At 42.6% G+C, this 15310-nt stretch carries 12 protein-coding genes, 3 tRNA genes, 1 pseudogene and 1 riboswitch; of the genes and pseudogenes, 14 read left to right on the top strand and 2 right to left on the bottom strand.

Going from position 1 to position 15310, the window contains the following annotated elements; translation table 11 throughout:
- The first annotated feature begins 157 nt into the window (after positions 1 to 157).
- Positions 158 to 272: riboswitch (FMN riboswitch) on the top strand.
- Between the two features lie 252 nt (positions 273 to 524).
- From T515_RS02905 to T515_RS02885, 5 genes and pseudogenes are all read left to right on the top strand, one after another.
- On the top strand, positions 525 to 1148 hold the full coding sequence (locus T515_RS02905; RefSeq protein WP_036607392.1) for an ECF transporter S component: 624 nt from the start codon (positions 525 to 527) through the stop codon (positions 1146 to 1148).
- Between the two features lie 63 nt (positions 1149 to 1211).
- Positions 1212 to 1530: pseudogene (locus T515_RS18405) on the top strand (creatininase family protein); the annotation flags it as partial.
- Positions 1531 to 1637: 107 nt separating this feature from the next.
- Positions 1638 to 1712, top strand: a tRNA-Pro gene (locus T515_RS02895).
- 148 nt (positions 1713 to 1860) lie between these two features.
- Positions 1861 to 1935, top strand: a tRNA-Pro gene (locus T515_RS02890).
- Positions 1936 to 2081: 146 nt separating this feature from the next.
- Positions 2082 to 2156: transfer RNA gene (locus T515_RS02885), tRNA-Pro, on the top strand.
- 256 nt (positions 2157 to 2412) lie between these two features.
- Here T515_RS02885 and T515_RS02880 read toward each other — a convergent pair.
- A complete protein-coding gene (locus T515_RS02880; RefSeq protein ID WP_036607387.1) occupies positions 2413 to 2898 on the bottom strand; it encodes a hypothetical protein in 486 nt (161 codons plus the stop codon).
- A gap of 460 nt (positions 2899 to 3358) precedes the next feature.
- On the opposite strand from T515_RS02880, the gene T515_RS17320 reads away from it, so the two are divergent.
- The gene (locus T515_RS17320) at positions 3359 to 3529 is read left to right on the top strand and encodes a hypothetical protein (protein WP_155988243.1); all 171 of its coding nucleotides are present in this window, start codon (positions 3359 to 3361) and stop codon (positions 3527 to 3529) included.
- A 193-nt stretch (positions 3530 to 3722) separates the two neighbouring features.
- Here T515_RS17320 and deoC read toward each other — a convergent pair whose 3' ends face one another.
- Positions 3723 to 4361 (bottom strand): deoxyribose-phosphate aldolase, encoded by a 639-nt coding sequence (gene deoC, locus T515_RS02875; protein WP_036607385.1) that lies wholly within the window; start codon positions 4359 to 4361, stop codon positions 3723 to 3725.
- A gap of 120 nt (positions 4362 to 4481) precedes the next feature.
- Here deoC and T515_RS02870 point away from each other — a divergent pair, with 120 nt between their 5' ends.
- The 8 genes from T515_RS02870 to T515_RS02830 all read left to right on the top strand — a co-directional run bounded on the left by T515_RS02870 (position 4482) and on the right by T515_RS02830 (position 15097).
- The gene (locus tag T515_RS02870) at positions 4482 to 5165 is read left to right on the top strand and encodes a TIGR00266 family protein (RefSeq protein WP_036607383.1); all 684 of its coding nucleotides are present in this window, start codon (positions 4482 to 4484) and stop codon (positions 5163 to 5165) included.
- A 93-nt stretch (positions 5166 to 5258) separates the two neighbouring features.
- Positions 5259 to 5447 (top strand): putative motility protein, encoded by a 189-nt coding sequence (locus T515_RS02865; RefSeq protein ID WP_036607381.1) that lies wholly within the window; start codon positions 5259 to 5261, stop codon positions 5445 to 5447.
- Positions 5448 to 5728: 281 nt separating this feature from the next.
- Positions 5729 to 6823, top strand: coding sequence for an FIST N-terminal domain-containing protein (locus T515_RS02860; RefSeq protein ID WP_036607379.1), 1095 nt, complete (start codon positions 5729 to 5731; stop codon positions 6821 to 6823).
- Between the two features lie 15 nt (positions 6824 to 6838).
- Positions 6839 to 7795 (top strand): methyl-accepting chemotaxis protein, encoded by a 957-nt coding sequence (locus tag T515_RS02855; RefSeq protein ID WP_036607377.1) that lies wholly within the window; start codon positions 6839 to 6841, stop codon positions 7793 to 7795.
- A 189-nt stretch (positions 7796 to 7984) separates the two neighbouring features.
- Positions 7985 to 9649, top strand: coding sequence for a DUF3298 and DUF4163 domain-containing protein (locus T515_RS02850; protein WP_036607375.1), 1665 nt, complete (start codon positions 7985 to 7987; stop codon positions 9647 to 9649).
- A gap of 218 nt (positions 9650 to 9867) precedes the next feature.
- Positions 9868 to 10671, top strand: coding sequence for a hypothetical protein (locus tag T515_RS02845; RefSeq protein WP_051671370.1), 804 nt, complete (start codon positions 9868 to 9870; stop codon positions 10669 to 10671).
- A gap of 97 nt (positions 10672 to 10768) precedes the next feature.
- The gene (locus T515_RS16325; RefSeq protein ID WP_051671369.1) at positions 10769 to 13099 is read left to right on the top strand and encodes a heparinase II/III domain-containing protein; all 2331 of its coding nucleotides are present in this window, start codon (positions 10769 to 10771) and stop codon (positions 13097 to 13099) included.
- 492 nt (positions 13100 to 13591) lie between these two features.
- The gene (locus T515_RS02830; protein WP_036607372.1) at positions 13592 to 15097 is read left to right on the top strand and encodes a hypothetical protein; all 1506 of its coding nucleotides are present in this window, start codon (positions 13592 to 13594) and stop codon (positions 15095 to 15097) included.
- The last annotated feature ends 213 nt before the right edge of the window (positions 15098 to 15310 follow it).

Genomic DNA, 15310 nt, shown 5'->3' with positions numbered 1-15310 from the left:
CAGAAATGTGATTATCTTTATTATTTTTAATTATACACGTTATTCTTAACATTTCCATAATATTCTTTCTTTTTTTTGCAATTTCTTACGATATTTTTCGTGCCATAATCATTGACAGCATATATATCCCATGCTAGGCTAGTATCGTAAAAAGAAATAAGTTCTTCGGGGCAGGGTGCAATTCCCTACCGGCGGTATAGTCCGCGAGCCTTTGTGCATGAACCGGTGTGATTCCGGTACCGACAGTAAAGTCTGGATGAGAGAAGAAATGTTTATAACATTAAAATTCATCTCATTACCCGAAAAGGGTGATGAGATTTTTTTCGCTATAAGACTTTCATAAAAGCCCCATGCTGCCACCGGCGGGCAATGTAAAGTCAGAGCGGAATCGGGCCGGAGGAAATCCGCTGCCCGATACAATTTCTCAAAGAGCTTGTTTCCTCAAAAATCATTCAGGAATGTCTATGGATGACTACGAGATAGTCCGGTTCCGCCGACATTCCACATAAAAGGAGGACAACATCATGTCAAATAAGATCAATGTTCAGAAACTTGTTTATACAGGACTTCTTACAGCCCTTGCGGGAGTGCTCATGTCTTTTGAGTTCAGTATTCCTTTCTTCCCGCCCTTCTACAAGATAGACTTCAGCGATGTTCCCAGCGTCATAGCACTTTTTACCATGGGACCTTTATCAGGACTTTTCGTTGAGATAGCAAAGCTTGTTATCAAGCTTATTACTGTGGGAACAAACAGTATGTATGTCGGAGAGGTTTCAAATATTCTCGGTGCATTCCTTTTCATCTTTCCTTTATGGTTCCTCTATAAGAAAACCGGAAAGACAGATAAGGGTATCGCAGCATCACTCATTGCCAACATTTTCATCCGCACAGCCTGGATGTGTTTCTGCAATGCTTTCATCACACTCCCGATGTACGCAGCTGCAATGGGCTTAAGCATTAACGATGTAGTTGTTATGGTTTCCTCAGTAAATCCGATGATCAAGGATCTTCCTACATTCATCATCCTTGCAACTATTCCTTTCAACCTTATCAAATTAAGTCTTGTCTATGCTATTTCATTTGTTCTTTTCTCCAGACTCAGAGTTTCTGTTCCGGGGTTTCGAACAGTGAAGACAACTAACGCATAAGTCATGTTTATTAAGAGGCGAATGTTTCCATCAGCGGGACATTCGCCTTATTCAGGAGTTGATATGATTCAGAATTACAGAGATTTGACAAGAAAAGAAATGGAAGCTGTAGACAAGGAGAATACTATCGTTATGATCCCGCTCGGTGCCATTGAACAGCATGGTTCCCAGGCCCCTCTCGGCACGGATTCAATGATAGCAGAGGCCATGCCCCGGTATGTTCGTATTTGTCCTTGCTTCCGGTGCCTTTCTGGATCCCGAAGTTCAGGCAACCATAAGCCCTGAAAATCACTGGGACTTCCATGGCGGAGAGATGGAAACCTCCATGATTATGGCTATTCATCCGGAAACAGTTAAACTTGAGCTTTCCGAAACAGGGTTATTCATGCATAAATAAAGGAAAATTTCAAAAATAATGAAAAAAGCATTGCCAAGTGACAATTATTTTTGTATTATTACTTAGTCGCCTGATGAGGGCGACAAAAATTCCGGGGTGTGGCTCAGTTTGGCTAGAGCGCTTGGTTAGGGACCAAGAGATCGTGGGTTCAAATCCCGTCACTCCGATTGATACATAAGACGAGAGACCATGTTGATGGGATCTCGTCTTTTTTTCGATAAATCCGGCAAGATTATATTTTTTAAAATATATGTTGACAACAGTTGGGAATTTTTGTAATATACAACGGTCGCTTGAGACGGGCGACACAAAGCTCGGGGTGTGGCTCAGTTTGGCTAGAGCACCTGGTTTGGGACCAGGGGGTCGCAGGTTCGAATCCTGTCACCCCGACGATGTTAGAAGAGCGGGAATCCTTGTTTTCAAGGGTTCCCGCTCTTTTGGAATTCAAATTAAATTAAAAATCAAAAAAGTCCTTGACAAAAGCGGACATAGGATTATATAATGTCTAAGCTGTTTGAAACGGACAGCACAAAGCTCGGGGTGTGGCTCAGTTTGGCTAGAGCACCTGGTTTGGGACCAGGGGGTCGCAGGTTCGAATCCTGTCACCCCGATGATTTAAAAGAAGTTCGGACTTGTTCCGGACTTCTTTTTTCGTGAAAGGGCCATACTGTCAGGCGGCCACCCCTCGGTGTCTTAGCCTGAATTATTTTGAAAACACCACATCATAACATTAGTTTCAATAACTTTGGGAAACCCTACTAAACTTTGGAGATCCTTCAATAAAAGGCTGTACTGTTCCGGTAAACCATCCGGCAACAGTGCAGCCTTTTTATAAAAAACTCCCCCTATAAGCTTTTTTCTGATAGTTTAGTTATACCCGACACCTACCACAAATTCTCTTACCATTTCCATTTCCTCATTGGGAGACCTGCCGTAGAGAAGAGTATTGTCAACAGCGCACAAATGATGGTAATCGGTTCTTCCCGTCAGTTTGTAAATGGAAAAATTGTCCCCGGCAAGACTGGAATTAACACTGCTGACATAAGTATTATCCAAAGTTTTTTTAAATATATCGAACTCGGAATTAGCGGTATAGGTATCATCAAAAACATAAAACTGACAAACCATACTGCCGTCACTGCTGCTTGCCAAAAGAGCGCTGTTTAATCCTCTGACGTTGGCATACAACTCCGTTTCATCTTTTACAGAAAAGCCTGCAGCTTCTGCAGCCGCAATGAATTTCTGATTATCTATCACAGACTTTTTAAAATCGATATTGCTGATAACACCGCATCCAACTGCAATCAGAACGGTAATCAAATACAGACAGACAAAAGCTCCTCTAAATCTCATAACACCCTTTTCCTCCTTGAAAAAACCTACCTCCTATAGTTCTGCTCCGAAATCATAAGATGTGTAACTCCCCCCTGAGCATCATATTCAATGAATAGAGCTCAAACATTATAAGTAAACACTGTGATGATCACATCCGATTAGGGCATCTTTAGGTGTTGTATATTATGTCGGCACATTTTAAAAAATACTCTTCCTTTTTATGAAAATATGCCATTATTTTTTTCAAAATCACAAAGCATCCATTCTTTATAAAGTCTATACTTAATATAGACTTTTCTTTGTCACAAAAGTGTCACATATTTTTAATAAATTAGGAAAACCCATAATTTATTGTCCAAATTTATTTTGCCTCTCTTTTTAAATTGCGCTATAATAATTAACTAGAGGGGAATAGATATGGGCGTGGATTTTTATTCATTATCCCATATCAATACAGTCAGAAAGAGTGGGGAATAGTATGAATGTAATAAGCAACCGGGAGCTCCATCTCCGGAAATTCGAAAAAGGGCAAAAGCCCGGGATCGAGACAGGAACCTATCCAAAGCAAATCTTTGATACAGCAGTCATAGTGGATTTTCAGAAATTCACGAAAAAAAGAGGTCTTGATGTGAGGGTCGGGGCATTGTAAAAAAATTTCATAGTTAATTTAAGCCGACGGAGTTTCCCCCGTCGGCTTTTGATTTTGCCATAAGTTGGATACAGACTTCATGACATGCCTCCGATGTCAGCATTTGACACTCACTGATTCGCTCCAACACATAACTCACGTACTTTTAACCTTTGAATCGTCATATCATAAACTGTCATTACAGCCATCTCTGTCATTTCACTATGCTCACGCCGTCTGAGGCACCGATTCTGTCTGCGCCGGCGGCGATGAGCTCCTCAGCGAACTTCTTTGTATGGATACCTCCGCTTGCCTTAATCTTCAGACGGTCACCTACTGTCTGCTTCATAATCCTGATATCCTCTACCTTTGCGCCTGCCGTTGAGAATCCTGTGGAGGTCTTTACAAAAGCGGCTCCTGCCTCCTCAGCAAGCTCACATGCTTTTACCTTTTCTTCATCGGTAAGAAGACAGGTCTCTATGATGACCTTAACTATAGCCGGTTTTGATGCTTCAACCACTGCTTTGATATCATCTCTGACAAACTCATAATTCCCATCCTTGATACCTCCGACATTGATGACCATATCAACTTCACCGGCACCTCTTTTTACGGCCTCAGCCGCCTCAAATGCCTTTGCGGATGTTATCATAGCGCCAAGAGGAAAACCCACCACAACACAAGGGGTCACATCAGTTCCTTTAAGTTCCGAAACCACAGTATCGATATGACAGCTGTTGACACAAACAGAATGAAAACCATATTCCCTGGCCTCAGAGCAAAGACGTTTTACCTGTTCCGTTGTAGCATCAGCCTTTAAAACAGTGTGATCTATCATTTTCGCTAAATTCATCATTATCCTCCAAAATCAAATCAATCTGTAAACAAATGTAATGTTCATTTACACTGACGTCCTGTATAATTGTATTTGATATTTTATGTTCGTTCAATCTAATCATGAAAGGAGATCAAAATGAGATATTCTATCGAAGGCGAACCTTTTCCTGTGGTAATCTGTGAGCTTGATGCAGGAGAGGAGATGATCACTGAATCCGGTGCCATGGCATGGATGAGCAACAACATGAATATGGCAACTCAGGGCGGAGGCCTCGGAAAGATGTTTGGCCGTATGGTATCCGGAGAGACCATTTTCCTGAACCGTTATACTGCAATGGGCGGTCCCGGAATGATTTCTTTTGCCTCCAGTTTTCCGGGTTCCATAAGAGCCTACGAGATAGGAAACGGCAATGAGATCATAGCTCAGAAGCGTGCTTTCCTTGCCGCAACAAGCGGTGTGGAGCTTTCCGTGGCTTTCCAGAAGAAGGTGGGCAGCGGATTCTTCGGCGGCGAAGGCTTCATCATGCAGAGAATTTCCGGTAACGGAATGGCGTTTCTTGAGTTCGACGGATATATCAAGGAGTATACACTTCAGGCCGGACAGCAGATGATCATAGATACCGGATATCTTGCCGCTATGGATAACACCTGCTCTATAGATATACAGATGATTAAGGGTGTTAAAAATATGCTCTTCGGCGGCGAAGGACTCTTCAATACCGTACTCACCGGTCCCGGCAGGATATGGATCCAGTCCATGCCTATTCCTCAGGTTGCATCCAGCCTGATTCCATACCTTCCTCTCGGCAAGAATAATTAAAATCCAGATAATTATTTTATACTGTTTTTTTGCTTTTATACTTATATTTTTAATTCTTTTGCCGATATTAGTTTCTGCAAGGAGGTGACTGAGATGGATATTATTTCAAGCATTTCCACAGTGGCGGCCAATTTTTCCATGCAGAAGGTGGCTACTGCCATAAGCACAGCCATTTTTTCAAAGGTATTGGGCCAGGCCGAAGCAGGAGGCGAGGACATGGTAAAGCTTCTTGAGCAGTCCGCCAACCCCGATTTAGGTGCCAATTTTGATGCCATTGCATAAAAAAGAGCCGTTCTGATCAGAGATTGAAGCAGGCATTCACAGGGACAGTGAATGTCTGTTTCTTTTTTTGTCAAAATATCCTTAATTTTGCCGATTTATGTGAATTTTTTTTCAAAAAGGTATTATTTTTATTTAATTCTGCCGATAGAACTATTGTGACTTAAAGTGACAATGTCGTTAATGTTCTCTGATCATCGTCAAATCCCGGGCGCTTATATTATAACGCCTGATGTGCATAACAAAGAGCAGTTCACACTATTGCTCGTTTTCAGGAGGTTTTTATGCAAAGTAAAGTAGGCTATAGTTCAAATCATGATGCCAGGTCCGCTGTTGATGAAGCAACTCGTGATATAACCAATCCTATCGGTCTTATCATCATGACTGATCATGATCGCCTTGCCGATATATCGACACTCCTTAAAAAGAAATATCCCAGAGCACAGTCCATCGGTGTCAGCGGAATAAACTATTACAATACGCAGTACTCCGATCACAATCTTATCGTAACAGCCATCACAGGGGATGCAGTGCTTGATGCAGGCGTAATGAGAAACCTGTCAACCTGCCCGGCCGCAGACATTGCCACACTTAAAGAAAGTATACGTGTTGTAAACGGAAACAGAGACAATACCCTCCTTCTTGAATACTGCACCAATGATGAAGAGCGTCTCACAACAACACTTAACATCGCACTGGGGGATACCGGAATTCATGTGGTTGGCGGTACAGAGTTCGGTTATGCCGCAAATGCCACACCGGCTGTCACTGTAAACGGACAGCTTTATCCCGATGCCTGTGCATATATGCTTATTAAAAATACAAACGGTGGAGTAAAGGTATATTCCGAGATCGCATACGGTGCCATGGATGGTCATCCCATGCACAAGGTCACCAAGGTCAATCTTAAGGATAAGCAGGTGTTTGAAGTTGATCATCGTCCCGTTGCCAATGTCTACAGCAACGAGATGCAGGTACCTGTGGACAAGGTTGTTGACAGCGTTCTCGAACATCCTTTCGGCCGTATAGTAGGGGATCAGGTGTTTATCGCATCGCAAAAGGAGTTAAAGGACGGAAACTCGCTGACCTTCTTTAAGAGACTTAATGTAAACGATGCAGTATCCATACTTCAGTTAAACGACTATGACGCCATTAACAAGGATACTGTAAGGGAGATTTTGTCGGAAGTAAACAGACCTTCCCTTCTCATATCCGTAAACTGCATATACAGATATCTGCTGTATACCGGTAATGGCTTTTTCGGAACACTTCTTCAGAATATGGCTTCGTTGGGACCGCACATCGGAAACATCGGAGGCGGTGAACAGGTAGATAACCAGCATGTAAACCAGACCATGGTCGTTGCCGTATTTGATTGATAAGGAGGATATACGATGTTTGCATTTGGAAAAAATAATCAGGATACCTCAAGCGTTTCCTCTGGCAGATCATTCCATACGGACGAACTTGAAGGCCTCAGGTCCATAGGTGAATATGCTCTCAAGCAGAAAATGCTGCTTCAGAATGAGGAAACCAAGACCTCTGATGATCTTCAGGGCATTCAGGATTCCTTCGACATAGTGCGTCAGAAATCCGATGATATTTCCGATTCAGTAAGCTCTTTCCAGACCCAGTTTTCAAGGGTTCAGGAGATCGTGGACAGATTTGACAGCATCATCTCCAAGATGGCATCTACCGTCAATGAATCTCACAACAGTATGAACATGGTCAGAGAGAAGTCCAATGACGTTTACGAGACCATTTCAGCCGTTGAACAGGTTTTTGAAGAGTTCCAAAAGAGCTTTGCCGAGATTTCAAAAAATGTTGGTGCTATCAACAGAATCGCCAGCCAGACAAATCTCCTTGCCATCAATGCTTCCATCGAGGCTGCAAGAGCAGGTCAGGCAGGAAAGGGCTTCGCAGTTGTTGCTACCGAAGTAAACAAACTTTCCAAGAACATTCAGGAGATCGTTGGTTCCATTGACAGAAGTATGAACGATCTTAATTCAAACAACCTGAAGCTTAAGGACGCCATCATCAATACAAGAGCGGCTATCGATGAATCCCAGACTCAGGTCAATGAGACCGATGCGGTGGTTGACAGTATAAACGCTGTTTCTGATGACATCGCAAACGGCAACAAGGAGATGCTCCAGGTATTTGATGACTGCAACAGAAACATCGACATGGTTGCTGCCAATGTACGTGACTCTGCAGTCTACTATGATAAGGTTGAGGCCGACATACAGACCATGATGACCAACATCACAAAGAAAGGCTTCGTTTTCGAGGATCTGAACAACGCTCTTGAACAGATCGAGCCTTTAGTTGCAAGAGTGCACAACAGATGATAAAGCGGATGCACCCTAACATCCACTCTTTCATAAATATTTATACCCCTTCTTTAATAGCCCGCAGCCCTGCTGTGGGCTATATCCTCGCAGAAGGATTTTTCTTCTTTTGTAATGATTTCTAAAACAACTTCTAATTTTTTTATTCTGATTTGATGTTATGATGTGATATATAGGAGGAAGAATATTATGAGTAGAAAAAACTTTGCAGGACTTGCAATAGTCGCATCCCTGGCTCTTATTGTTTCAGGCTGCGGAGCGCAGAATACGCCGGAGGCTCCGGAATCCACAACAACAGGAACCGAAGCTGCTGAAACCACTGCGGCAGAGGAAACCACTGCTTCCGGAGAAAATGAAAAACCGGACGCAGCCGACAAGATAGAGCAGCTCGGCTTTGAATGTAAGCTGAATTACGATTACATTTACATGGATCCAAAGGCAGGAGATGACTCAAGACTTATAGCCATAGGACATTATCCTTCAATTAAACTCGGATTCTACGAGGACAGTGAATTTTCAGAGTATCAGGGGCTCTACGAAAAACTGTCAGACAGCATTTCTGCCTACAACAAGGATAGAAAAGAAAACTTTGAAGCCTTAGTAGAGGAATGCAGAGAACTTGCAAAGGATGACCCGAGGTTTGATGATAAGTCGGAGGACGCCTACGACTACAATTACTCTGTTGACACAGATACTACTGTCACTCGTTCCGACAGTGTCGTATTCAGTATTTCAGATACCACATATACCTTCATGGGCGGCCCACATCCGAATACCGTTTTTAACTGTTACAACATAGATTCAGAAACCGGAAAGGTTCTGAAGATATCCGATGTTGTTACTGACAGGGATGCCTTCATAGATGCTCTTGATAAAAAGCTTCATGAAACCTATCCCGATCTGGATAAGGATCTGTTTGATCCTGACCTTAATAAAACCCTCAATGACATGTATGATGAAGTAGACGGCATGTCTCTTACCTACAATCTGACCTATGACTCACTGGTTGTGTCATTTGCAGCCTACGAGCTGACACCATACGCTGTTGGTCCTCTGGAAGCTGTACTGCCGTTTGAGGAGTGTAAGGATATCATCGACTCTCGCTTCATTAAAACAGCAGAGAGTTATGCTTATGAGGTAAGCACACTTACACCTTACACCTTCGTAGCAAAAGATGGTTCTCCAAAGACGTTTAAAGTTGATCTGGAAACTGCTCAGGGCGACTACATGGATGACTGCTACGACCTGACCATATCTCTTGATGGCAAAGAGTTCAAAGATACCATCATGTATACCTATGGTGTATTCCCATATCTTATGTATGAGAACGGTAAGGCATTCCTCTATGTCCGCAGCAAAACGGATAATGACTATGAGTTCACAAGCATCTATGACCTGAACGGTGAAAAGGCATCCAAGGTAGAGGATAGTATGGACGGATCATTCTATTCCGTAACCCCTACAGACCCTGATGACTTCATCATGTTCACAAGATCAGCTCTTTTAAGCACCTTCTCAATTTTCCGTCATTACGAGCTTGATACAGATGGAAGGCCTCTGGCGAAGACCGAAGAGTGGTGGATTCAGACCGACAATGAGCTCACCCTGAAAAAGGATCTGACTCTGAGCATCATGGATGAACTTACACCGGATGGAATCGATAACGGAAAAGACGAAAAGCTTCCTAAGGGAACCGTCCTTAAACCAAAGCGCACCAACGGCTTTGCCTGGGTTGATGCCGAAACAGAAGACGGAAGATACGCCCGTATATATATCGACAATTCCGACTGGCCTCAGACTGTGGACGGTGTGGATATCGAAGAGCTCTTCGACGGAATAGTTTTTGCGGGATGAGTGCCTGATCTGACAAGGCAGGTATTGGCATTTTTCGTAAGATGCACAGCTTATCAAGTATAATAATTAACATTATTTAGAAAAAATTTTACATGGTATAAAAAAACTGTCCTTATACAATTACAGTAAGGGCAGTTTTTTATTGCCCTAAATCTCTGATATCGGATTTTATCAACAGAGAAAACTGATTTCCGATATCTTATTTTCCGGAGGCCACTTTGAATATTTCAATATATAACGACTGGGATCATATCCCTAAATACACAGCGAACGGAATCGACGAGGCCGTACTTTCCTTTAACGGAGAGTACAGGAAGGGGGATGTTATACATATATCCGACCTTGACCCCGGGAAGTTCTATGTTATGCAGCTTGATGCCGTACTTAACCCTTCCGTGGTTTACGTCACAAAAGAGGAGCTGCTTTATCCGGTTCCCTTTTACGATAAGAGGGAAAACCTAAATCCTCTCACATTCTCCGGAAACCGCCATGTGGTAAGCATCCGAAAAGCCGGGGCTCATGAGGTCATGATATACAGAAATCTCTCAGAGAACAGCTTTGATCCCCATGATGATATAGGTGTCTATCCCCACTCAAGCGCCAATATCGAAACCCGTGGTGAGTCAGTCTTTGCTGCCGCCAATGCCATAAACGGAAACATTGCCCACGGCTCCCATGGAGAATGGCCATACGAGTCCTGGGGCATAAACTGCAGAGATGACGCAGAGTTCAGGCTCGATTTCGGACGTCCCGTGAACATCCGGGAGATCTGGATCTATGAACGCTGCGACTTTCCTCATGATAACTGGTGGACGGAAGGAACTGTACTCTTTTCAAACGGTAAAAAGGAGATACTGAAGCTTGAAAAGAGGGCAGACGGAAGTGCACAGAAATTTAAAGTTGCAGAGGACAATGTTACAGGCCTCACTTTGTGCAATCTCATAAAATCTTCGGACCCCAGTCCTTTCCCGGCCCTTACACAGATAAAGGTGTTTGGAACGGAGTACTCCGGCATTGATTAAGTGTTTGGAGAAATTGAAATTCCATTGTGCTGACTAAGACTCTTTATAAGAATCTATATACCAGCAATAAAGAAAACTCTTTTACGAAGGATTTATTATGCTTTCATCAAAATATAAAACTACCATCCCGGATATGCCATTGGGTCTTTCTGACTTCGATCCACTATATCTTCCTGATATCAAAGAGCGTTCATTCTGGGAAAGTCTTCCTGAGGATTATCGTCATGAACGTCTGAAGCTGGCGGAAGATGCATATGAAAGAGACTGGCCTGAGATACTCATGTCAGACTATCTCCGATTCTCAAAAGACGGGAATCGTGTTGAATTTGAGGACAAATACTTTACCCGGCGCAGGATGCTTACTTCTCTCGTCATGGGCGAGTGCATAGAAGGGAATGGCAGATTTCTCCAAAAGATAATCGATGGGATTTATCTGATACTTGGTGAGACTACATGGTGCCTTCCTGCTCACAACAGCTACATAAGAGATACGAAGCAGTTCACCATCCCTGACACAGGAAGACCAGTGGTAGACCTCTTCTCCGGAGAAACTGCAGCGATACTTTCCGTATCGGAGGAACTGCTTCGTCCGGCGCTTTCAAACGAAAGCCCTTTTATATCTGCAGCTATAGACAACGCACTCCACGAAAGAGTGCTCGATCCGTATCTCAGATTTCATTTCTGGTGGATGGGCAACGGACTTGAGCCTATGTGCAACTGGACTCCCTGGATAACACAGAATGTACTTCTGACTGCATTTACGAGACCTGTTGGGGAAGAGCCCGCCATCCTTTCAGATGTCATATCCTCAAAAAAAGAAGCACAGGAAAACGGAAATACCAGGAAATCAATATTTCATGAGTCTTCCCGCAACACGGACTCTAACAACAGTATCATGTCTTCTCATGATGTGAATGCAGAGTTAAGTGATGTTTCTGCTTTCAGTAACAGTGTAATGTCATCAAAGAAACTGTCAGAACGTTTCTCTGATGAAGATGGTCGAGTTAATCCGCCTGATTGGGAAACAAAGCATCTTTTACCTACACCTGAAGACCTGCATCAGATTTATGATTCGGCTGTTAAATCAGTTCATCATTTCCTTTCGGAATATGCAATGGACGGATGCTGTGATGAAGGAGCCCAGTATTACAGCCACGCAGGGCTTTGTCTTTTCGGGTGCCTCAGTATACTGAAAAGTATCTCGGAAAGGAAAGGGAATCTCCATCAGTCAGATAATAATAGTTCACAATTTAATGAATCTGACTCTTTGATTACCGGCAGTGATTTTGCAGGAAGCCACCATTTGGTTGCTGGTTTAAATACACATGATTCATCTGAGAATTTTCCCGATTTCCAACAGGAGTTTTCTTCTGAGACAGAAAAGATCAAAAACATCGCTACATATATTATGAAGGTCCATGTGGGCGGGGAATATTATATAAACTTTGCAGACTGTTCCCCTAAAGCCGGAAGACGGGGTGCCAGGGAATATCTTTTTGGAGCATTCATACACGATACCAACATGTGTGATTTTGCCGCAGAAGATTACAGATCGGAATCCTGGACAGAGCGCCTGAATCCATCGGAAGAGAACCTCTGGTATCATGTTCTGAATGCCCGGTGCCACAGGAAGATGATGGAACATACTCCGGAAATCTGCGAGCACGAAAAAGCCGATGCCTGGTTTCCAAGCACGGGCCTTATGGTAGCCCGGGATAAGCATTATGTTCTGGCAGTCAAGGCCGGAGACAATGCCGACTCCCATAACCATAACGACGTGGGCAGCTTCATTCTTTACAAAAACGGTAAGCCATTCATCATCGATCTTGGCGTAGGCAGCTACACTCAGAAGACATTTTCAAAAGACCGCTACGATATCTGGACCATGCAGTCGCAGTATCACAACCTGCCGAGCTTCTGCGACGGCGATGGAAACATCATCATGGAGCATGACGGAGAGAAGTACTGCGCTGTCAATGTTTCCTGCCGCATGGATGAAAAAAGCTCAGAACTCTCAATGGAGCTTCAGGATGCATACTCAGGGCTGGACGGAAAACTAACGCGTTCTGTCAGGCTCTTAAAAAACACAGACACTTCCTCAGAGCCTGTAAACAATATTTCTATCGACACAGAATCTCGCAATGCTCCGGTAGTCATAAATGATCATTACGATGGAAAGCTGAAATTCACGGAAAATATAATTTGCTATGAAAAGCCGGAGCCAGAAGAACTCTGCCGTGATACAGCATGCTCTGAACGAACCCTAAGGATCGGCAATGTCGGAAAGATAAAAGCCTTCGGTTTCTCAGACATAAAAATAGAAGAGCTGCCCATAACAGATCCCCGTCTCGGAGAAACCTGGAAGCATTCCTGCTACAGGGTTCAACTTACTGCTTCAGTAAATGATGTATCTTTGATTTTCACATAAAACATAGTGCGATTAAAGAAGCTACTAAAAGTAATGATGAAAAAGCATATTTATAAGACGATGGCAGCGATGCTTCTATTGTCTCTGGTTAGTGTACCCTTTTCTCCCTGTTCAAAGACGCGAGTGATATGTCTTTAAGATTTAATCGACAGCCGCTCTTACGATTCATATAAGAGCTACCCATAACATATGGATGCACACCAAGCTTAAAACTACATAATCATTTCAAAAACGCCTCTGGTTATGATTTATATCTCATTTCATAACCAGAGGCGTTAATTTACATCAATTTTCAATTAATTTTTTGTGCAATATTCCATTATTTAAGCCCTGCCTTTTCTTCCTCCTCTTTTCATTTTGTCGATATTGAAAAAAAGAAAAATAAATCTATAATTAAATTAGTGCAATAATGCACACATCAGTATTACAGAATTACAATTGCAGAAAAACATTTTTACCTCGCGGTAAAACTCATCACACAAAAAGGATAGTATGTTAAACTTATTTGACAAAAAAAACGATGATTCAATCAAAGATGACGATAACATCAGCAGGAACATAACTGCATCCGGTTTAGAAAATGCAATGGAGCTTTGTTCTTTGGAGCGCCGACTCTTATGCACCTTTGACTCCCATTCAGCCATAACCACAAGGGATGATGGCCCCACCAGTACATTGATCATGTCCGTCACCACCAGAAAAGACGGTGAAAATGAAGTGACGGATTTTTTATCCTGCGAATATACATCTCAAGATAACAAAAAAGAAATCGAAAAGATGATGGAGGTCTTATCATCCGACCTTCAAAAATCCAAAAACAAAGGTGTGAAGTATTTTGTAGTTCCTCAGACCGGTCTGGATTTGTATGCTTATATAAAAGCAAGGCCCTCCATCGAGATTGATATGGATGATCTTGCAAATGAAATCAGAAACAACAATAATAAGAAGCTCAGAACAGATTTCATAAAAAACATACAGGTGGGCAAAAAGGTTAATGTTTTCATTGCCAAAAACAGTATGTATAACATGATTGCATACGAAATGTTGAAGAATGCCTATAACAATTATGCGAATGTGCATTTTTTTGACATTGAACCTGAAAAGACCGGAGACGCTATCACCTGGCAGAACAATACCATCGGCTCATATCTGTCACTTTACCGAAACGCCATAAATATCGGAGTGGGCGTTGAAGGTCCGGAACCGTCATATACACTTTCAATTGTTCAGACCGAAGATAGCAGTGTCATTTCTCAAACTGCTTCACTTCTCATGAATCCTCTGAATGCAAGAGAAGAACTCCTGGAAGCTCAGGCTGTAGGACATGCCCGGGAAATGATCAGAGTCGGACAAAAGAGATCCCTCAGCATGGAAGTAATCGAGAAAGCCATCAGAGATATGGCAAGGGATGCCGCTCTGTACCGTTATGACGAGAATGGATGGAATGAGTTTGAAACGATGGCCGTAAAGTCCAAGCGTATCGAAAACGGTTTATGCATAGTAAGACTTCCTTTTAATGATCCGACTTTGATTAAGAATTATTTCACAGAGGCGCATACAGGTCTTTTAGCAATTGTCCGGGATAAGGAACTGTATTATTACGGAGAAAAAGAAACTGTTTATCTGTTGACCGAAGAATATGGCTGGACTGCCACCGAGGGTGATATTGCCCACAAGATTTTCGACAATCGTGAAGCTATTTATGAGCTGTCTGACATGACTACAAAGCGAGAGTTCATAAAGACCATAAGCGCTGCAATCGAAAACAGACGCAGTTTGAAGCAGGCTTATGATTCCATAAGTGCTATTTCAAAGAAGTACAATGAAACCCTTGGAATAGATATGGAAGGACAGTTCAAACTGTTAAAGTACGTTGATGCCATAAAGGATGATGAAACAAAGATGAAATCTGTACGAAGGATCATAACTGAAGCATTGACACCTCGCTCCCCGTTTAATCCTTTTGGAGAACTTCTTAACCGCGGATTCTTTAAATGAAACACAAGTAATTTCACATAAGTGTGAGTGCGAAGGAGTCCGATATAGACCACTCACATTCTAGTATTGCTTTACATAGGCCGGTACATCGGGGCTTTCCCCTGTGCCGGCCTGTTTTTTGATCATTAAAGGGGGCCCGAACTTCTTGAAGGGCTGTCTCTATTATTATGAGTTTACAAAAAATTTATAATTATTGTTAGCACTCACCGTTGA

Source organism: Oribacterium sp. P6A1, assembly GCF_000702885.1.
GTDB lineage: Bacteria > Bacillota > Clostridia > Lachnospirales > Lachnospiraceae > Oribacterium.
Note: the sequence above shows the minus strand (reverse complement) of the source record. Positions and strands in the feature narration are given on the sequence as shown.